This is a genomic window from Nibribacter koreensis, from assembly GCF_039541795.1.
GTDB lineage: Bacteria > Bacteroidota > Bacteroidia > Cytophagales > Hymenobacteraceae > Nibribacter > Nibribacter koreensis.
On the sequence record NZ_BAABGX010000002.1, the window covers coordinates 1,294,490 to 1,313,332 of the forward strand.

Below are 18,843 nucleotides of genomic sequence, written 5' to 3' on the forward strand. Positions count from 1 at the left end.
TAAGTGCCTAGAGCGCAGCTTATTCTTCTGGCGAAGTGATTTTAACAGACAGGTGCACCGTATTGATGCGGTGCTCATCCATGGACAAAATGCGTATTTCAAAGGGTGGGACGGTGATTACGTCTCCGGCAGAGGGGATTTCCTCTAGCACAGACAGGATAAATCCGCCCAGAGTTTCATAGTCGCCCTCGGGCAGATTTAATTTATAGGCTTCATTGAGGTAGTCTACTTCCTGGCGGGCAGAGAACAGATAGGTGCCGGGTTCTGGCAGGGTCTGCTCCAGCAAGTCCTCCTCATCATACTCATCGTTGATGTCGCCAAAGATTTCTTCCATCACGTCTTCTAAGGTCACAATACCAGAGGTGCCGCCAAACTCATCCACTACCAGCACAATGCTGCGGTGGTCTGTGATGAACTTAACGAACAGCTCGCCGGCCAGCATGGTCTCCGGCACGGCCTCCATGGGCATGAGGATTTCTTCTAGCGTCTTGGGGTGCTTGAACAGCGTAAATTGGTGGCAGTAGCCCAGGATGTTGTCCAAGGAGTCTTGGTAGATCAGGATTTTGGAGTGGCCGGTTTCAATGAAGGCTTCACGCAGGGCGTCTACCCCGTCTTCTAGCTCAATGGCGTCAATCTCAGTGCGGGGCACCATGCACTCGCGCACTTTCACGTTTTTGAACTCCAGGGCATTATGAAAAATCTTGGTGTCTACCTCCTCCGTGGCCAGGAGCGCCAGAGTAGATTCCTCAGGGGTAGGCAGCTTGGTACCGAAGGGTTCAAACGCCAGCGCATTGGTGAGCAGGTCGTTCTCGTTTTTGGGCTCTTTTCCAGAAAACAGGCTAAAAACGGCTTTTACCAGAGTAGTAATGGGGTACAGCACCAGATATACAAGCAGCAGAGGACCAGAAAGCACCCGTAACGTTTTACCGCTGGTGGCCAAAGACGCTGCTCCCATGCCTACGCCCAGAAACAACAACCAGCTCATGAGGATGGTACTACCGGCGGCCAGCACCATGGCCAGGCTGTGCATGAGCGCCGTCTGGTTCAGGAGCAGTTGATAGAGTACTTCATACAAGCCGGCAGCAAAGAGAAGGAGCCCTATGCCCAGGCCTAGCTGAATGGTGAGAAAGACCTGAGACTCTCTGCGCAGCAGATAGCCTATCATGCTTTTCTGTTCTGTGGCCTCCAGCTGAGAGACTACTGGGTTCAAGTGCCGCAGGGCTACCTCACAGGCGCCCAGCAACAAGAGCAAAACCGCTCCAAGGCTAAGAAATATATAGGGTATGTCTGACTCCATTCAGTAGCAGGGAAGAGGCTTATTTTCCTCTGTTCATACGAAAAAGGAACAGAAAGATCATGGCGATCATGAAAATCCAGTAGCTCTCCACTATGCCGTCTTTGGTGGCCCGGTGCGTGCCTATGACCAGCGCCACAACGGCCAGGGCCAGGTAAATGGTTTGTTTAAGCGTCATTGTTGCAGGGTAAAGCTTCCAGAGAAGTTTTTGATCTGGTAGTCTGAGAAATCCTCATTGGCAGTGAGGCCATGCCCGGTGGCCACCTCTTTGGCCGAGGTGATGCGCACAAACTTTTCTGTGAAGATGATGCGCTTCTTCTTGTCCCAGTACAGCTCTTCTGTGTTGAGCTGCTCATTCTTGGTGATGTTCTTGACCACCACGTCATTGCGCACAAAGTACTGGTCTTTGGACTGGTCATACTTGCCGTACTTAGAAGACACCATGCTAGAGGGCTTGCCGTCTTCATAAAACGTGATGTACAGTCCCTTGGGGTACAGAATGTCGCCGTTCTGCATTTTCTGCTCTAGCGGCGAGGTCATCTTTAAGACGGTTTTGGCAGAATCGCTGTAGATGGTGACCAGGTCCTTGGTCTCGGCCTCAGGGCCTTTGTACTGCACTACCTTGACCGCCTCATCTCCAGACCCCGAACAGGCCGCTCCCATCATTAGGGACAACAACGCCAGCACGTATACAGAATATGCCTTCATGTCTGGAAAGTTCTTGGGTTGAGTAAAGAATAGCCTGCGCTCAGCAATTAGTCAAACCTACGCTTAATGAACCAGCGGCTGTTAAAGTTGATGCCAATGTTCACTCTAAAGTACATTTCCTCCAGTTGTGTCTGGGTGCCTTCTAGTTTACCTACGGCAAAGCTGGTGTTGATAACGGCCTGCGTATAATCTGGCGGGCGTACGCCTCTGCCCAACGGAAAGGTAAAGCCCCAGGTAAGGCCCATGTCTTTCACTTCTTGCGCGCCGGTAGTGGCCATTACCTCATTGGCACTGTAGTAACCACCTAGGCGGTATGTCACGCGCTTAAAATAGGAGCTCACAGAACCTGCATCTGGCGTTAGTTCACCGCCCAGACCAATTCTGTAGCCATCGCCCTGCTCTTGACGGCCGGCATTCTTCTCGCTGCTGAATCCTCTAAAGTCTGATCCTTTGTATGAAGAAAAATCTGCGCCCACTACAAAATTCTTGGCATTGTCAACCGCTATGCCCACCTGCAGTTGTTGCGGAAGAGTAGTATGACCATCCAGGCTGTCTACCAGCACCTGTGACACAATAGACTCGTCTACCCGTCTGCGCTCCTGGCTTACCTGTCTGTCAGCGTCCAACACAGACTGCGCAGAATAGGTGGCCCCTAGGCCCATGTGGAACTTGTCTGTCAACTTTCTGCGGTAGTGGGTACCGCCTTTTAACATAAAGCCCGTGTACTTGGTAGTGTTGTTCACCAAAGCCTTCTGCACGGCAGAGATGTCAGTTTCACCTTCTTCTACCAGAATAGTAGAGGCAGCCTTCTCAATGGTCCCAAAGATATAAGACCCAGACGCCCCTAGGGTAAGACCCGGTGCCAGAGACACCCCATGCGAAAAATGGACCTCGTTTAGGCCGCCGCTTCCGCTGTATTCTGTAAAGGATTGAGCCACTTTGTTGCCTGTTGAGGGATCATTGACCGGCGTGACCACAATGGTGTTGTAATTTACCCGGCTGTAGGGTTTAAGCCCCAAAGAGGCCGTCCATCTGCGTGTGATAGGAATAGACAACGCCAGATAGTTCAAGTTGGTTTTACCGTCTACCTGTGAGGCAGTTCTATCCTCTAGCTTTTTAAGCTCAGAGATGACCGCGGCCTCAAAGTTGACCATGTTGTTATAATACAGGAGGGCGGGGTTTATGTCATTGATAGAACCCATGTTGGCGGTGCCTACTCCTACGTTGCCCATTCCAAAATTACGAACACCGCCGGTGCCCTGCACTACGTCACCCACCCCAAACCGTGAGTATGGAGAGTTGGCGAGTTGTTGCGCTTGTACATGCGACCCAATAACAAGACCTGAAAGGAGAAGCAGTGCGCGAAAAGGCTTATACATTATACTCTAAAATTCGGTTTAGCCCGATTAAAACCAATTCGGGAATGACAAAGATGCGTGCTTTTACTGTACTTTCAAAAAACGGAGCGTCGCCGCCGCAAAGAACCACGGTCAATGATTTGTATTGACGCTCATAATGTTGAATCATGCCTTCCATCTCTGCCACCGCACCATACAGAACACCACTTTTCATGGCCTCTTCTGTGGTTTTACCCGGGCGGGGCGGCAAATCTGTCCCTGACAACAACGGCAGCTTACCAGTAAACGTGTGCATGGCCTGGTAGCGCATGTTTACTCCCGGCGAAATGCTTCCGCCCTGATAGACGCCCGCGGCCTCCACAATATCATAGGTAATGCAGGTGCCGGCGTCAATGACCAGGCAGTTGCGCTCTGGAAACAAGTGCTGCGCGCCTACGGCGGCGGCCAACCTGTCTACCCCTAGCGTGCTGGGCGTGGCATAGGCATTCTGCAAGGGTACCGGCGTCTGGGCAGAAAACAGCAACTGCTTGCCCAGTAACGGAACCACGTTACTCAGCTTCTCGGGCGTTTTGCGCACCGAAGAGACGATCACGTGCTGTACCTCTTGGTCCTTCAAGGCCTCCCCTATTTGGGAGAGATCCGTAAAAATGGACTCCCGCACCAAAGAACCGCCTTCAAAAAAGCCGACTTTGATGCGGGAGTTGCCCATGTCAATGGCTAGATTCAACATCCAGAGAACGATTGATTACATAAAGTATTTCAAGCGCACTACTTCTTTTTCTGAAAGGAATCTCCAGTCTCCTCTAGGAAGGTCTTTCTTGGTGAGGCTGGCATATTGTACACGGTCCAGAGATACTACCTCATAGCCCAGGTGTTCAAAAATGCGGCGCACGATGCGGTTACGGCCAATGTGGATCTCAATGCCCAGGAACTTGCCACTGTCCCCCAGTAAAGCCACATCATCTACGGTTGCTTTGCCGTCTTCCAGTTCCACCCCTTCAGATACCTTGGCCAAGTCATCTTTGGTAATGGGCTTGTCCAGTTCTACCTGGTAGATCTTGGTGATTTTGTGCGATGGGTGCGTTAGTTTCTGAGCCAACTCACCGTCATTGGTGAAAAGCAACAGGCCGGTGGTGTTTCTATCTAGTCTGCCCACCGGGAACATGCGCTCCTTAGAGGCGTTCTTGATCAAATCCATCACGGTCTTGCGGCCTTCTGGATCCTCAGTGGTAGTGATGAAGTCTTTTGGTTTGTTCAAGAGCACATACACCGTTTTCTCACGGCTCAAGGTCTTACGGCCGTATTGCACAGTATCAGCGGGATCTACTTTGTAGCCCATCTCTGTCACCACTTCGCCGTTCACTTTGATCTCGCCGGCGGCAATCAGTTCATCTGCCTCTCTACGGGAACAGATACCTGCATTGGCGATGTAACGGTTCAGACGGATGCCATCGTCATCGCTGTCCTGTTGCTTGCGCTTCTTACGGTCTTCGTAGTGCTTTAAGTTGTAAGAAGGCGCCTCCTGGGTTTCTTCATTAGAGCGGTCATAGCGGCTGGTACTACGCGGCTTACTGGCGTCGCGGTCACCCGGTCTGCTGTTTCTATCGTTGCCTCTGCGGTCATCACGGCCCTGGAAAGACGGACGGTCTCCTCCTTTGTTAAAAGAAGGTCTGTCTCCTCTTTCTGGTCTGGAAGAAACGCGGTCTGGGTTGTCTATCTCAAACGCACGCTTAGGTCTTTCCTCAAATTTACGCGGACGCTCATCTCTTGGGCGCTCTTCTCTGCCCTCACTTCTGCTTGGGTGCGGGTTGGGCGCAAATCTCTTCTTGCCCTCTGTAGGATTGAAGCCTCCCTCACGACGGCCTTCACCACCGCGGTTAAAGCCACGGTTTTCTCTGTTGTCAGAGCTGCCAAAGCTGCGTCTCTCATCACCGCCTCTAGAAGAAGAACGGTCTCTGTCTCCGCCAAAAGAAGAACCTGGTTTTCTGTAGCCGCCTTCACGGTTACGGTCTTCACCGCCTCTTGAGTAGCTGCCTCTTTCGTTTCTGTCTGATGAGCCTGGTCTTTTGAACCCGCCTCTGTCATCGTCACGACGTGGTGCTCTATCACGGTCTCCAAAAGAAGGTCTTTCTGAGCGGCTATTGCTGTTGCGCTCTACCGGACGGAAGTCGCCACCCCGGCGGTCATTTTCGCGGCGTGGGGCTCTTTCTCTGTCATCTCTTCTTGTGCTGGCAGCATAGCCACTGTAGTCGTCTTTGTGTTCTCTCTGCGGACGCTCTGCACGGTCTCCTCCTCTGTCTGAGGTAGAACGGCTATTGTCATTATCTCTACGCGGGCCTCTGTCTCTGTCACCGCCGGCTGGGCGGTCAAAGCGGGTGCCACGGCCAAATACTTTTCTCTCACCGTTGCCTGCGCTACGGTCTCTGTCTCTGCCTTCTTGGGGCGTGTCTTCTCTTCTAGCCATGTTGAAATTAAAAAATTGCAGTATCGCTACTGTATAAAAGGATGTGTACTATTTGCTTATAAATCAGCAGTCTCGCCGATGGTGTTCTCCTCTGGGGCCAGGTCTCTTAGCTGAGGCAGGTCTCTGAGGTGGTTGATGCCAAAGTACTCCATGAATTTCTGGCTGGTGCCATACAACACGGGGCGTCCAATGGTGTTTGCCTTGCCTTTGATCTCTACAAGGTCTTTCTCCAGCAGGCGCTGGATGGCGTAGTCACAACTTACGCCTCTTATCTGCTCTAATTGGGTGCGGGTGATGGGCTGTTTGTAGGCAATGATGGCCAAGGTCTCCAGCGCCGAGGCAGAGAGCTTCTTCTTGGACTTATGCTTCAATAAAATGCTCACCGAGTCCTGGTAGGCCGGCTTGGTCAAAAATTGATACCCGCCGCCAATGGCGTAAATCTGGAAAGAGAACGCGTCTGTAGAGAATTGAGCATTGAGTTGCTCAATTCCCTCCAGCACGTCGCTTACACTCACCTCCGTGACCAAGGCTTCTGAGAGGCATTTCTGCAGCTCCTCAATAGACACTGGCGAGGTGGCACAAAAGATAAGTGCCTGTAGGTGATTCAGTAGCAGGTTCAAATCAGGTACTCCTTATTAGTCGTTGCGGTTCATTTTAGCCTCAATGGTGTGCTGCGTGTGCGGCACGGCCTTTAAGCGCTCCTTTGGTATCAATTTACCAGTCTTGATGCACACGCCGTAGCTTCCGTTCTTGATCCGGATTAAGGCGTTCTCCAACTGCTGGATGAATTTAAGCTGTCTGGAGGCCAACTGGTTTAAGCTTTCCTTTTCCTGGGTGTCTGCACCGTCTTCCAAGACCTTAGAGGTGTTGGCCGTGTTGTCAGTACCCTCATCATTGCGGCGGCTCAAGGTTTCTTTGATAAACGTCACCTCTTTGCGCGCATTATTTAATTTCTCAAGGATAATCGACTCAAATTCGTTCAACTCCTCGCGGGAATACCGTAGTTTTTCTTCAGACATGGCTATAATTTGGTAACGGTTTTGCTATAGTTTGTTAGTATAAAAGTATTTAACGCTCGGGCTTGGTTACGACAAACGGCCTTTTGTGTTGTAGCCGCTGCCTGCTCAAAGCCCTAAGCGAATCTCAATTTCTGCCCTGCCCCTTGGTAAAAGGCACAGCTTGGGGGAGTTACAATTTTGCGCAAAAATACAGCTATTATTTCTGAAAACTATGCAGTAGTTCAAATTGATAGCCTCATTTTACAATTTACCCGCTCCTATTGGTCCTCTTAATCAGTTTGGGCGCTTTATTAAATCATTTTTGGCCTGTTTTCTCCACAATACCCCAAAAACGGAAATGGTTAACGGCCTCCTAAAAACAAAGGCTCTGCAAAAAGAGCCTTTTGCAGAGCCAATGGTTGCATGCCTGTACAGACAAAAACCGTCAAATTTACCGCCTACTTCTACTTAGGCAGCGAACCAACGGCATTTTCAGTCCCAATACCTACCGGAATAAAAGTCTATCTAAAAAATTTAACCGAAGCCCTACGGATTGACCAGCCAGGTCCTAATAGATTGCCGAGACGAAACGAGGACAAGGGAAAATACCTTAGGCAAGAAGCAGCGTGCCCGAAGGAAGAGATGAGCGTTCATGGACAAGCCTCTGCCGTTTTTGGACTCTTTTCTCAAAAACAGGCTAAAAACGGTGGTAGTGAGTAACTATACGATTGATCTTTACCAAACCCACTGTGGACAAAGCGCCTTAGAGGAGTTCTTCAGGCGCATACCCAGCATGACCTCATGACTACCGGCGTTTACATCTGAGAGACTGGAGGTAGTCCAATCATAGGCGTACCCCACGCTAAACAAATGGTTCACGTTCACCCCGGCCATCACAGAGACGGCACTTCTGTCTCTGTAAGACGCACCTGCCCAAACCCGGTTGTCATATTCCACGCGGGCGTTTACATCGGTCATCCAGGGGCCGTCAATCATCTTTCTTACCAGCACAGAGGGCACCACCGCCACGTACCGTTGCAGCTGCACCCTATACCCGGCGGTCACTACATACACAGGCTCCACACTGATGGCCAGACTGGACAGAAACGGGCTTTTAAAGTCATCCCGGCTTTTGAGTAAATGCGCCCCGGTAAATCCCAGATACCCTCTTCTGGTATAAAGCCAGGCGCCCAGGCTCACGTCTGCTTTCAAGGTGGCCATGTTGGCGCCATTCAAAGAAGGATCCATGAGATCGTTCACCTCGGCGCGGGCACTGTTAAAGGACTGCCGGGCAAAGCCCCCAGAGGCCCCCACCGAGAAGTTGATGGCCTTGGTAAGGGGAATGTGATACGAGTACACCAGATTCAATGCCTGTGACTGTAGCAAACCCATTCTGTCTGCCTGCAGCACCACGCCCACCCCATGGTGCGGCCTAACACCGTAGAACTTATTGTTACGCTCTACCCGGTTGTTAGAATAGGCGGCGTCTCTTGACATTCTGTTACGGCCCACGTTGCGGTCATTGTGCCCAATGGACGCATTGGCGCTCAGGTAGACAGAAAAAGGGCTGTTGTCAATGCCTACCCACTGCTTCCTGATGGAGCTTTTCACGTCAATGTAGTTCTCAATGCCAGCCACCGCAGGGTTTATGAGCAGGTTGTTGACCATGTACTGGCTGTAGTAGTCGGTTTTTTGGGCAGAGCCCGTGCCCACTGTGAGGCTCCATAACAACAGAGCCAGCCCTATTCCTCTTCCTGTCTTCATCACTTCACAATGGTTACACTGCCCGTAATTGGTTTCTCCTGCCCGTTGATATGGATGATATAATAGTAAGCGGCCACAGGCAAGGGGTTGCCCTGGTAGGTACCGTTCCACTTAGTTTTATACCCGTTAGAGGTGAAGACCAGACTGCCCCAGTGGTTGTAGACTTCTACTTTACAATCTGGGTAGGACTCTATGTTCTTAATGTCCCACTCGTCGTTCATGCCGTCATTGTTCTGAGTGATGACGTTGGGCACAAACAGGTGCGGCGTTACTTCTACCGTTACCTGGTCTGTGACGGTACAGCCTTCCGGTGAAGTATAGGTGACTGTATATGTGGTATTCTGTTCCGGGGCTGCCACCACCTCTGCACCTTCTGGGGATTGCAGCCCGGTGGCAGGCGACCATACAAACTTGCCGCCAGCGGCTGGCGATGCCGTTGCCCGCAGGTGCACACCCCTGCCCTTGAGGATGGAGACATCTGGCCCGGCTATGACTTCAGGACGCACTACTTCTGCTTTTACAGGTTCTCGTTCCAGACTCACGCACCCGCTACTTGAGACGGCCTCTACGTAGAAGACGGCCTCTTTCTGGAGTCTGGGTGAGGTGAATACATTGCCTGTGTGTAAGACTACCCCTCCAGTGGGTTGGCTGTACCACTTGTACTGCCACTGGGTGTTAGAAATCTCAAATTTGGCTGACTGCCCGGCGCACACCTTCTGGTTGAGATGAGCTAGAGAGTTCAGCTTGGGCAAGGGCTCGGTCTTTACGGCCACAGCGGTGCTTATGCTCTGTTGACACGGGGCAGCGGTCACTACCCTTCTGTACCACCGGGTGTCTTTCACTTGCGGTGGCTGGTAATCTTTGCCCGTGTTTACGCCCGGAGCTGGCACAAACCCTCCCGTAGGGCCTATGTCACTTGACTCCCAAAGATAGGCATACGTGCCCCCTCCCCCCGTGACCTCCGTACCCCAGATGACCTTGGGTGCCTGCCCTACGCAGGCTACCTGGTCAGGGCCAATGCTGTTGTTGGCGATTGGCGGTGACACGGTGATTTTTATGGCGTCGCTTGCACTACTAAAACAGTCTCCGGAGGTGACTACGCGCCTAAACCATGTGGTCTTGTCCAGCGGTTGGGGCACATAATCTCTCCCTTTGCTGGTTCCTGGTGCGGGCACAAACACGCTGTTGTCTGCGCTGTATTCCCATTGGTAGGTATATGTTCCATCTCCGCCAGAAGGCGTGCTTCCTACAAAGGGTGTCATGCGTGCACCTGGGCAAATGCTTTGGCTACCCGTAATAGTGTTGTTTACTAAGGCAGGCAATACGGTGACGGTGACTTTGGTTCTGGTGCTACTGGCGCAAGCAGAGCCTGCGGCGTTGGCCTGCACATAGAATACCGTGTCCCGTAAGATGGTGGGTAGGGCAAGTGTGGCCGTCTCTCCTAGTTCTGTACCGCCGGTAGCATGGGTAAACCACTTGTACACCTCATGGGTTTTAGGAGATACCACCTGCAAAGAAACGCCCTGCCCTGCGCACACGGTCTTACTGAGGAGTACGGGCGCCACTGGCTTGGTCACACGCCTAATTTTCACAGTATCGCTAATCGCCTCAAAACAACTGCCCCCAATGACAACTCTTCTAAACCAGGTGTCTTTGCTGAGCGAAGGCGCTTGATAGTCTTTGCCTTGGTTGGCACCGGCGGCTTCTACAAAGTGATACCCGTCTTCACTCATCTGCCATTTATAGGCATAACCAACATTTACATCTGAGGGGTTGGAGCCCGTAATGACGGGAGGCGACTCTCCGGCGCATTGCACCGTCTGGGTTAGGGTCAGCTTATTTACAATGGAGGCTGGGTACACCTGGATTCTTACTTCTTTCCGGGTGGTGCCCACGCACCCCATTGTACTCTCTTCCTCTACATAGCAGGTAAGAGACTTGGTTAAGGGAGGCGTGGAATAGATGTTACCGGTGTAGATGAGGGTGCCGCCGGTGGGCTGGGTATACCATTTGTAAATACCTACCGGGTTACGAACACTCAAGATGGCAGCTTTCCCTTCACAAATGACTGTGTCACCAACTAAAGAAAGCGCTTGGTTGCCGTCAAAGAAAGAAATGGTCTGGAAGGTAGTGTCTGCCGGACCGCAGAGGCTTGATACCACCAACCCCATTCTATACTCGCCTTTCTCTGAAAAAACAACCTCTGGAGACGCTGAACTAGCCGTACTGCCTTGCGCGAATGTTGCTCCCCGTGGCAGGATCCAGTTGTAGGCGCTAATAGGACTGCTGCCGGCCGTCACAGATAACGCATGGCAGGTGCCTTCTGCCCCCATCTTTACTTTTTGCGGTGCGCAGTAGACCGCCTGTTTCTGCAGGAAGGCCACCGCGGGTTTACCGGTTACTTTTAGGATCTGGCTTGTTGTTTCTGTGCCGCAGGCATTGGTTACCGTGAGCCCAATCGTATACTCCCCGGGCAGGGCGAAGGAGATCTGGGCCTCCTCTGAGAGGTTGGTGGTGTTGTTTACAAAGGCAACCCCCTGACTGGGTTCTACCTGCCACTTGACTTTTCTATCTGTGCATCCGTTGGCAGAAGTTGCTTGTTGCTGCCGCAAGACAAAAACGTCTGCGGTGCAACTGGTGGCTCTTGGCTTCTCAATGGTAAACGAGGCGGCTTCTGTGGCACTAATACAGACCTGGCGTTTTATTTCAGAAACACCGCACCCATTCTGCGCGGTGAGGATGACGGTATAGGTACCCGCTTTGGCATATTGGTGCGTTTGCTGGGGTTTGGAACCGTTGACATCCGTAAAGGGTCCCAGCTTGGTGCCGTCCCCAAAATCCCAGGTGTATTGCACTGCGCTGGAGCAGTCTGTGTTGGCCCCTGCCTCAGAAAGGTTTTTAAACACCAACGGCTGGTTGACGCAGTTAGACCCATTATTGCTCACGCTAAAGAACGGCACGGGCGCCTTGTACACTTCGGGTCCTTTAAAGGTGTTCATAGTGGTTTTACAGGCGTTGCTGGCCGTAGTCTGAATAGTGAACCGCTTGCCCGGCACGGCGCAGGAGGCGCTGTCAAACACATGGGTAATGGTGGCCGGCGGTGGATGGGGCAAACTTACCAGCGGACTACCGTCGCCGAAATCAATGGTATAGAGCGTGGTCTTGGCGTTGTTGGGTTGGTTGAGGGAATACGTGATGGAGTGAGGTCCGCAGCCATCAGGGTTGGCGGGAGGCGCCCTAAGCACCAGCCCCTCTGGCTTGCCAATATTTTTGACGGTGTATTCTTTAAACGCCTTGCATCCGTTCTTGCCTACCACGGTCACTATTAAATGGTAGACGCCTTCTTTGGCGTAGGTATGCGGCACCGCCTTAAAAGACTTGTCAGAGAAGAACTCTTCTGTGCTGTCTCCCCAGTCAATATGGTATTTGGCATTGCTTTCTTTGGTGATGGACACGTCTGACACCTGCACCGTAAAGGCTCCGTTGTTGGCACCCACGTTGGCGCAGTTGTCAAATTGGGCTACCAAGTCAATGAGCGCGGGCTCTGGCTCTTGCTTAATCAAGACGGTTTTCTGAATCACGGCCGTACAACCGTCTGGTGAGGAAACCCGCAAGGTGACAATGTAGCCGGTTACCTCGCCCCCTACAGAGGTATAAATATGAGAAGGATTGGGCGAGGATGAATAATTAAAAGGCCCCGAGGCAGGATCCCCAAAATCCCAGGAATACCGCAGGTTCTGCCCTATAGACTTGTTGGTGAAGGTAGCCGGGCTCCCTGAACAGACCGTGTCTGCCGGAATGGAAAAGTCAGGAATGATTCTGCCCATGGTCTGCGTGATGACCAGGTCATTGGACTTAGGCGAGCTGGGGCAGGAGGCATCTTGCGCTTTTACCGCGTAAGTGCCCGGCACCAGGATGGTCAAAAGATCTTTAGATTCCCCAGCTATCACCTGCCCGTCTCTGTACCACACAAAGGTGGCAGCCTTGGGATACGTGGCTTTTAAAATCACCTGTCCTCCTTGGCAAAGCGTCTTGGTGCCTTGAGTGGTTAATGATATAGCACAGGTAGATTGGGCAAAAGACGCAGTCTCCACCCAAAAGAGAAGCAACAATACTCCCCAAAGAATTTTAGTAGCGTTCATCTCATACCAACAAGTTAACGGTAAAGTAGCATGGGGGAATTGGCCAGGAAAAGCCTCTGCTTCAAGTGTTTACTTCTTTTACCTAAAAAAGATTAGAAAATTAAAAAGTATTATAAGAATAGGGCTACTTATAGAGAATTGCTATGAAAATTTACAGAAATGCATATAACTATTTAAAGCGTGTTTTATTAGTGTGTAAGAACCTAATATGGATGGAGAAATTAAGCAGACTATAGAAATCTTAGTGAACATACTTGTATATTGTTACCAGAGATAGGGGTTCCTGCGGGCTTCCCTGTCCTATGCATACTAACCCTTTATCTAAACCCTATCCGCTCATGAAAAAATTATTCTTAATGGCACTGGTATGTGCCTTGGCCATCACGGCCAAGCCTGTGCAGGCCCAAAACACCTTAATCAAAGCCAACCTCTTGACTCCGTTGTTTCAGACGGGTTCTTTTTATGTAGAGCAGGTAATCAAAGAAGACAAGAGCGTACAGTTGGGGGTTTTCTTCACCCAGATTGCAGACGTCTCTGGGTACGGCATCACGCCAGAATACAGAGTCTATCTTTCTGACACACCGGCGCCAGACGGGTTCTATGTAGCGCCTTTCCTTTCTTTCATGAAATTTACTATTGAAGACAAGGATCCCGACTATGGCTACAAAGGCAAGTCCACCAACTTTGGAGGCGGACTGATAGCCGGTCGCCAGTGGATCTTTAAAGAGAAAGTATCTTTTGACATCTTCATTGGGCCTGAGTACACTAACGGCAACATTACCGTAGAGCGCGGCACCGAAGAGCAGATAGATGACGCTGGTTATAACGGTTGGCTCCCTAGAGGCGGCATTGCCTTGGGCTTAAGATTCTAAACCATTGCCTGCCGTAGCAGAGATAAACGCGTTTTTAACCTGATTCTCAGAAAACAGGCCAAAAACGACAATTTACATCTATGTACATCAACAGAAAGGCCCGCAGAACTATCTGCGGGCCTTTCTGTTGATAAGGGGCTACTGGTTTTAATTGTGCAGGGCCAGCATCTGGATGGCCGTAACCGCGGCCTCTACGCCTTTGTTGCCATGCTTTCCGCCGGCGCGGTCTTTGGCTTGCTGCTCATCATTGGTAGTCACCAGGCCAAAAATAACGGGCTTGTTGAATTTAAGCGCGACGTCTGTCAGGCCTTTGGCGACGGCGTGGCAGATATAGTCATCATGCTTGGTATCGCCTTTGATGACCACGCCCAGCGCAATGACCGCATCAATCTCATTGCTCATGGCCAGGTACTGCGATCCTAAAGTTAATTCAAAGCTGCCGGGCACGGTGTTGCGGTGAATGTTCTCTGGCCGGGCGCCGTGCTTTAACAGGGTTTCATAAGCGCCTTTGCAAAGAGCGTCGGTGATGTCTTTGTTCCATTCGGCTACTACTATTCCAAACCGTTTGCCAGAGATGTCTGGCAGTTTATCTGAGTTGTATTCGCTTAGGTTCTTTAGGCTGGTAGCCATGCGTTCTTCTGGTTAAAAGGGGACGATAGGTTTCTTGGATACACGTCGTTTTTGGCTTGTTTTCAAGAAAAGAGGCCAAAAACGGTTCTACGCAAAAATGCATAAAAAAACGGTTCGCTCAAGAGAGAAAATCTCCTCAGCGAACCGTTCTGTACATTTCTGTAATAGAAGCTTATTTAGCGGCAGACAGAGCCTCGTTGCGGGCTTTGTATTTCTTGGCGTCGTTTACTTCTGGCGCACCCGGAAAATCTGTGATGATGCGGTTGTACACCTCAGCGGCCTCAGAGTATTTGTTGGCAGACTCAAGCGCTACACCGGCCTTCATCAAGTACTGCGGCGTGAAGTACTCGTTGGCTTTGTGATCGGCGGCTTTCTTGTACAGGTCAGCGGCTTCTTCTTTCTTGCCTAGTTCCATGTTGGCGTCGCCTTGCAGGCTGTAGGCACGGGCCTGTAGCAACAAGTCATCAGACTTAAAATTCTCCAGGTAGTTCAAGGCGTCCTGGTATTTGCCGTCTTTCAACAAAGCCACACCCGCGTAGAAGTTAGCCAGGTTACCAGCTTTGGTGCTACCGTACTCATCGGCTACCTGCTTGAAACCGTCATGCTGACCGTCACCGTTGATGGCTTTGGCCAGAGAGTCAGCCTCCAGGTAATACTCTGCCTGGAACATGGCGGCCAGCGCCTCTTGGTTCTTGGTCTGCTGGTTCTGGTAGTACAGGAACCCACCTACCACGGCGGCGGCAATGGCCACAAAAATTCCAATCAGCAAGTTCTTGTGACGGTTCACAAAATCTTCGGACCCGCCTACAAGGCGATCTGCCAGGGCGTCTGGGTTTTCCACTAGCTCGAATTCGCTTTCTTGCTTCATTGTGTTATTTGACATCAGTAATATAAGATAATAAGTTTTATGCTTTCTGTTCGCCTTGCTAGCTCCAAGAACCACTCGTTTTAACAGAGCGTTCCCGCAGCGCCAAGGTTTAGTCCATTAAGTAAGGATAGTCTGCCTCAACGTAAATGTCTGTGTACAACTCTTTTGGATCTGGGTACGGCGAGTTCTCAGCAAACTCCACTGACTCCTGCACCTGCGCCTTGATCTTGTTGTCTATCTCTTCCAACTCCTGCTCTGTGGCAAATTTGTTCTCCAAGATAGTAAAACGAACGCTCTCAATTGGATCTTGATTACGATAGCTCTCTAATTCTTCTTTGGTGCGGTACTTAGCCGGGTCAGACATAGAGTGGCCTTTGTAGCGGTAGGTTCTAAACTCCAGGAACGTTGGACCCTCACCAGCACGAGCACGCTCAGCGGCACGGGCTACGGCGTCATGCACGTCTTCACAGCGCATGGCGTTCACCGGCTCAGAAGGCATGTCATACGATAGACCCAGTTTATACAATTCGGTCACGTTAGAAGTACGCTCCACAGAAGTACCCATGGCGTAGCCGTTGTTCTCTACTACAAAGATAACCGGCAACTTCCAGAGCATGGCCATGTTAAAAGCCTCGTGCAAAGCACCTTGACGCACCGCACCGTCACCCATGTACGTGATGCACAGATTGCCTGTCTTGTTGTATTTCTCAGCGAAGGCCAGACCCGCGCCCATAGGCACCTGCGCACCTACAATGCCGTGACCGCCTACAAAGTTTACCTCTTTGTCAAAGATGTGCATAGAACCACCCTTGCCCTTAGAGCAACCGGTGGCCTTGGCGTACAGCTCAGCCATAACGGCGTTTGGCGACGTTCCCAGCCCCAGCGGATGCGCGTGATCACGGTAAGCAGTGATCCATTTGTCATCTTTGGTAAGCGCGGTGATGGCACCGGCAGCGCAGGCCTCCTGACCGATGTATAAGTGACAGAAACCTTTGATTTTCTGCTGACCGTATAACTGGCCGGCTTTTTCCTCAAATTTGCGCATGAGCTGCATCATCTCATACCAGCGCATGTAGGTCTCTTTTGAAAATGCAGGGGCAGCGTTTACCTTTGCTTTCTTCGCTTTCGCGTCTTTCGTCTCCGCCATACTTTATGTCTGTTGTGCGTACTAGTTAAGTCAGGGGCCGGAAGGCAGCCGTAGTTTTCTCTAAAGATCTGCTACTGGCTATGTTCCGAAAAGTGTTAAACATGCGAAATTAAGAAAAATACCGGAAACAAATTAATGGTCCTCGAAAATCTACACCTGCTCCACTTTAAGAACTACGAGGAAGCCACGCTACCCTTTTCCACGCACATCAACTGCTTTATTGGCGACAACGGCAGCGGCAAGACCAACCTGCTGGACGCCATCCATTACCTGTCCCTGACTAAAAGCGCCTTTACGGGCACAGACCTGCAGAACATCAAGGACGGAGAAGACTACTTTATAGTGCGCGGCCGCTTTGTGAGCAATGACAAGGTGAGCGCCGTACAGTGCTACCTGAAGGCCGGCCAGAAGAAAATCATCACGCTCAACAAAACGCCCTATGAGCGTGTGAGTGAGCACGTGGGCCAGTTTCCGGTGGTACTGATTTCACCCTATGACACAGATTTGATAAGGGAAGGTAGCGAGGACCGGCGCAAGTTCTTTGACAGTCTCATGGCCCAGCTGGACCATTCCTACCTGGATTTGCTCATTCAATACAACTACGTCCTCAAGCAGCGCAACTCTTTGTTAAAGCAGTTCGCAGAGAAAAACTACGTAGACAAAGAGTACCTGCAGATTCTGGATGAGCAGCTCATGCCGTTAGGTACTGAGCTGAGTATCCGTAGGGCCGCGTTCCTGGAGACCTTTGAACCGGTCTTCCAGCGCCATTACCAGCACCTGTCGGGCTCCTCAGAACTGGTCACGCTGGGCTACCAGAGCCAGCTTATCCGGCAGAACTACGCCTATTTGTTAGACCAGAGCCAACGCAAAGACCTGCTTTTGCAACGCACCACCGTGGGCCCGCACAAAGACGATTTTGTGTTCTTGATGGCGGATAAAAGCGTGAAGAACTATGGCTCACAAGGCCAGCAGAAAAGCTACGTCATTGCCCTCAAGCTGGCGCAGTTTGAGGTACTGGCTCAGAAAAACGACAACAAGCCGTTGCTGCTACTGGATGACATCTTTGACCGCCTGGACGAGAAACGCATCACGCACCTCATGCAGCTGGTGGCCAACAACACCTTCGGGCAGATTTTCCTGACAGACACGCACCTGGACCGCACCGACAAGATTCTCCAGCCGCTTTCCAACAACATTAGGCGGTTCAGGATTTCCGAAGGCAAGGCAGAGACCATTGAGGACGAGGAGTTGTAGCGTCGTTCTGCGGAACGACGTGGTTCTACGCAGCCAATCCGTCTCCCGCACCTAGCATCTCTTTTGCCAACAGTAACCCAAAATTTACCCAAGAAGTGGGCTATTGGCTAAAGGAAGCGTGCTTGTTCCATGGAGACACGTCGTTCCGCGGAACGACGCTACGATTTACACACCCATCCAATTCGTTTTTCGCCTACTTTCTGGAAATCAAGGTAAAAACGATTAGCTTGAACTTCTAAACTCACTCCCATGAAAGCATCTTTAGAAGTAAGAGAACTGCAGGCAGATGACATTTCCCTCATTGCGGACTATTGGCTGAAGTCAGACCCGGACTTTCTGGTGAGCATGGGCGTGGACTTGCAGAAGCTTCCCTCCCGCGAAGGCCTCACCCACATGCTTACCCAACAGCTCAAAGCGCCCATGTCTGAGAAAATGACCTATGCGCTTATTTGGCTGGTGGACGGAACGCCAGTAGGTCACTGCAACGTCAACAACATTCAGTTTGGGCAGAGTGCGTACATGCACCTGCATCTGTGGCAATCAGCGACGCGGCAACAAGGCATGGGCACGGAGCTGGTCAAGAAATCCCTGCCTTTCTTCTTTGAGAATCTTGAATTGCATGAGCTCTACAGTGAGCCCTACGCACTCAACATAGCCCCCAACAAGACGCTGGAGAAAGTGGGCTTCACGTTTGAGAAGCGGTACGTCACCGTGCCCGGCTCGCTCAACTTTGAGCAGGAGGTCAACCGCTGGAAACTCACCAGAAGTGATTACCAAAGGATTGTAGCAGGCCAGCATTCTTAAAAGCAAATACCGTTTTTGGCTTACTTCCTGGAAATCAGGGTGAAAACGAAGGTGCAGAACTTAGCGTATTTCTGGGGATAACCGGGTGGATAAATTCATCTGCCGTAAAAGGATTTAGGCGCAGTTTAAACGGCTACCTTAGCAGTTCAGAACCCGCAAATCCTTACCCGCAAAACTATGTCATTACGCCCCTTGAACCCCAGAAGCCCCTTCATGCGCAAAGCAGACACCATCTCTTTGAAAGACAGCATTGAGGCCATGCTACGGGCGTACAAACTCAACGGCAAGCTCAGTGAAGTACAGTTGATAGCCTCTTGGGAGAAGATCATGGGCAAGGCCATCGCCATGAAAACGCAAGAAGTCTTTGTGCGCAACCGCAAGCTGTTTGTGCGCCTCACCTCTGCCCCGCTCAAGCACGAACTCAACATGGCCAAAGCCAAAGTGCTTACGCTCATTAACGCTGAGGTAGGCGAATCTGTCATTGACGACGTGGTGTTCTTGTAGATTCGTTATTGGTTGTTGGTTGCTCGTCATTCGTTT

Annotated in this window: 18 protein-coding genes; 5 read left to right on the forward strand and 13 right to left on the reverse strand. The window is 51.1% G+C overall.

Annotated elements, in window-relative coordinates; all coding sequences use genetic code 11:
- Positions 1 to 19: 19 nt before the first annotated feature.
- From ABD880_RS12870 to ABD880_RS12905, 8 genes are read right to left on the reverse strand one after another with little or no spacing between them, the layout of a single operon-like run.
- Positions 20 to 1,297 carry a hemolysin family protein gene (locus ABD880_RS12870; protein ID WP_345166743.1) on the reverse strand — a complete coding sequence of 426 codons (1,278 nt, stop codon included), beginning with the start codon at positions 1,295 to 1,297 and terminating at the stop codon, positions 20 to 22.
- Between the two features lie 19 nt (positions 1,298 to 1,316).
- Positions 1,317 to 1,472: a hypothetical protein gene (locus ABD880_RS12875; RefSeq protein ID WP_345166745.1), complete on the reverse strand. Its 156-nt coding sequence runs from the start codon at positions 1,470 to 1,472 to the stop codon at positions 1,317 to 1,319.
- A complete protein-coding gene (gene lptC / locus ABD880_RS12880; RefSeq protein WP_345166748.1) occupies positions 1,469 to 2,002 on the reverse strand; it encodes an LPS export ABC transporter periplasmic protein LptC in 534 nt (177 codons plus the stop codon). The genes ABD880_RS12875 and lptC overlap by 4 nt, the downstream gene beginning before the upstream one ends.
- A gap of 47 nt (positions 2,003 to 2,049) precedes the next feature.
- Positions 2,050 to 3,381 (reverse strand): BamG family beta-barrel-assembly machinery protein, encoded by a 1,332-nt coding sequence (bamG, locus tag ABD880_RS12885; protein ID WP_345166751.1) that lies wholly within the window; start codon positions 3,379 to 3,381, stop codon positions 2,050 to 2,052.
- Entirely contained in the window at positions 3,374 to 4,090 is a 717-nt protein-coding gene (locus ABD880_RS12890; RefSeq protein WP_345166754.1) for a type III pantothenate kinase, read from the reverse strand. Before ABD880_RS12890 ends, bamG begins: the two co-directional genes overlap by 8 nt.
- Positions 4,091 to 4,105: 15 nt before the next feature.
- Positions 4,106 to 5,824, reverse strand: a complete 1,719-nt coding sequence (locus tag ABD880_RS12895; protein WP_345166756.1) for a pseudouridine synthase — start codon at positions 5,822 to 5,824, stop codon at positions 4,106 to 4,108.
- A 56-nt stretch (positions 5,825 to 5,880) separates the two neighbouring features.
- Complete coding sequence (scpB, locus tag ABD880_RS12900) at positions 5,881 to 6,444, reverse strand: SMC-Scp complex subunit ScpB (protein WP_066507532.1); 564 nt, start codon at positions 6,442 to 6,444, stop codon at positions 5,881 to 5,883.
- A gap of 15 nt (positions 6,445 to 6,459) precedes the next feature.
- Positions 6,460 to 6,843 (reverse strand): TraR/DksA family transcriptional regulator, encoded by a 384-nt coding sequence (locus tag ABD880_RS12905; RefSeq protein WP_345166759.1) that lies wholly within the window; start codon positions 6,841 to 6,843, stop codon positions 6,460 to 6,462.
- A gap of 402 nt (positions 6,844 to 7,245) precedes the next feature.
- Between ABD880_RS12905 and ABD880_RS12910 the strand changes: the two genes are divergently transcribed.
- Positions 7,246 to 7,542, forward strand: coding sequence for a hypothetical protein (locus ABD880_RS12910; RefSeq protein WP_345166762.1), 297 nt, complete (start codon positions 7,246 to 7,248; stop codon positions 7,540 to 7,542).
- A gap of 15 nt (positions 7,543 to 7,557) precedes the next feature.
- On the opposite strand, the gene ABD880_RS12915 is transcribed toward ABD880_RS12910, so the two are convergent.
- Both ABD880_RS12915 and ABD880_RS12920 read right to left on the reverse strand, forming a co-directional pair.
- Entirely contained in the window at positions 7,558 to 8,586 is a 1,029-nt protein-coding gene (locus tag ABD880_RS12915; RefSeq protein WP_345166765.1) for a PorP/SprF family type IX secretion system membrane protein, read from the reverse strand.
- Entirely contained in the window at positions 8,586 to 12,728 is a 4,143-nt protein-coding gene (locus ABD880_RS12920; protein WP_345166768.1) for an Ig-like domain-containing protein, read from the reverse strand. Before ABD880_RS12920 ends, ABD880_RS12915 begins: the two co-directional genes overlap by 1 nt.
- 338 nt (positions 12,729 to 13,066) lie before the next feature.
- Between ABD880_RS12920 and ABD880_RS12925 the strand changes: the two genes are divergently transcribed.
- Entirely contained in the window at positions 13,067 to 13,600 is a 534-nt protein-coding gene (locus ABD880_RS12925) for a DUF3575 domain-containing protein (protein ID WP_345166770.1), read from the forward strand.
- 147 nt (positions 13,601 to 13,747) lie between these two features.
- Here ABD880_RS12925 and ribH read toward each other — a convergent pair whose 3' ends face one another.
- From ribH to pdhA, 3 genes are all read right to left on the reverse strand, one after another.
- The gene (gene ribH, locus ABD880_RS12930; protein WP_345166772.1) at positions 13,748 to 14,230 is read right to left on the reverse strand and encodes a 6,7-dimethyl-8-ribityllumazine synthase; all 483 of its coding nucleotides are present in this window, start codon (positions 14,228 to 14,230) and stop codon (positions 13,748 to 13,750) included.
- A 172-nt stretch (positions 14,231 to 14,402) separates the two neighbouring features.
- A complete protein-coding gene (locus tag ABD880_RS12935) occupies positions 14,403 to 15,098 on the reverse strand; it encodes a tetratricopeptide repeat protein (RefSeq protein WP_345166774.1) in 696 nt (231 codons plus the stop codon).
- 109 nt (positions 15,099 to 15,207) lie between these two features.
- Positions 15,208 to 16,245 (reverse strand): pyruvate dehydrogenase (acetyl-transferring) E1 component subunit alpha, encoded by a 1,038-nt coding sequence (gene pdhA, locus ABD880_RS12940; RefSeq protein ID WP_345166775.1) that lies wholly within the window; start codon positions 16,243 to 16,245, stop codon positions 15,208 to 15,210.
- A gap of 135 nt (positions 16,246 to 16,380) precedes the next feature.
- On the opposite strand from pdhA, the gene recF reads away from it, so the two are divergent.
- From recF to ABD880_RS12955, 3 genes are all read left to right on the forward strand, one after another.
- A complete protein-coding gene (gene recF / locus ABD880_RS12945; protein ID WP_345166776.1) occupies positions 16,381 to 17,499 on the forward strand; it encodes a DNA replication/repair protein RecF in 1,119 nt (372 codons plus the stop codon).
- 249 nt (positions 17,500 to 17,748) lie between these two features.
- Entirely contained in the window at positions 17,749 to 18,303 is a 555-nt protein-coding gene (locus tag ABD880_RS12950) for a GNAT family N-acetyltransferase (RefSeq protein WP_345166777.1), read from the forward strand.
- 177 nt (positions 18,304 to 18,480) lie between these two features.
- Complete coding sequence (locus tag ABD880_RS12955; protein ID WP_198001412.1) at positions 18,481 to 18,807, forward strand: DciA family protein; 327 nt, start codon at positions 18,481 to 18,483, stop codon at positions 18,805 to 18,807.
- Positions 18,808 to 18,843 lie beyond the last annotated feature (36 nt).

Bases quoted from the DNA above. Each gene is read 5' to 3' on its own strand.
- ABD880_RS12870 (WP_345166743.1), bottom strand. From the start codon at position 1,297: ATGGAGTCAGACATACCCTATATATTTCTTAGCCTTGGAGCGGTTTTG.
- ABD880_RS12875 (WP_345166745.1), bottom strand. From the start codon at position 1,472: ATGACGCTTAAACAAACCATTTACCTGGCCCTGGCCGTTGTGGCGCTG.
- lptC (WP_345166748.1), bottom strand. From the start codon at position 2,002: ATGAAGGCATATTCTGTATACGTGCTGGCGTTGTTGTCCCTAATGATG.
- bamG (WP_345166751.1), bottom strand. From the start codon at position 3,381: ATGTATAAGCCTTTTCGCGCACTGCTTCTCCTTTCAGGTCTTGTTATT.
- ABD880_RS12890 (WP_345166754.1), bottom strand. From the start codon at position 4,090: ATGTTGAATCTAGCCATTGACATGGGCAACTCCCGCATCAAAGTCGGC.
- ABD880_RS12895 (WP_345166756.1), bottom strand. From the start codon at position 5,824: ATGGCTAGAAGAGAAGACACGCCCCAAGAAGGCAGAGACAGAGACCGT.
- ABD880_RS12905 (WP_345166759.1), bottom strand. From the start codon at position 6,843: ATGTCTGAAGAAAAACTACGGTATTCCCGCGAGGAGTTGAACGAATTT.
- ABD880_RS12910 (WP_345166762.1), top strand. From the start codon at position 7,246: ATGCCTGTACAGACAAAAACCGTCAAATTTACCGCCTACTTCTACTTA.
- ABD880_RS12915 (WP_345166765.1), bottom strand. From the start codon at position 8,586: ATGAAGACAGGAAGAGGAATAGGGCTGGCTCTGTTGTTATGGAGCCTC.
- ABD880_RS12920 (WP_345166768.1), bottom strand. From the start codon at position 12,728: ATGAACGCTACTAAAATTCTTTGGGGAGTATTGTTGCTTCTCTTTTGG.
- ABD880_RS12925 (WP_345166770.1), top strand. From the start codon at position 13,067: ATGAAAAAATTATTCTTAATGGCACTGGTATGTGCCTTGGCCATCACG.
- ribH (WP_345166772.1), bottom strand. From the start codon at position 14,230: ATGGCTACCAGCCTAAAGAACCTAAGCGAATACAACTCAGATAAACTG.
- ABD880_RS12935 (WP_345166774.1), bottom strand. From the start codon at position 15,098: ATGAAGCAAGAAAGCGAATTCGAGCTAGTGGAAAACCCAGACGCCCTG.
- pdhA (WP_345166775.1), bottom strand. From the start codon at position 16,245: ATGGCGGAGACGAAAGACGCGAAAGCGAAGAAAGCAAAGGTAAACGCT.
- recF (WP_345166776.1), top strand. From the start codon at position 16,381: ATGGTCCTCGAAAATCTACACCTGCTCCACTTTAAGAACTACGAGGAA.
- ABD880_RS12950 (WP_345166777.1), top strand. From the start codon at position 17,749: ATGAAAGCATCTTTAGAAGTAAGAGAACTGCAGGCAGATGACATTTCC.
- ABD880_RS12955 (WP_198001412.1), top strand. From the start codon at position 18,481: ATGTCATTACGCCCCTTGAACCCCAGAAGCCCCTTCATGCGCAAAGCA.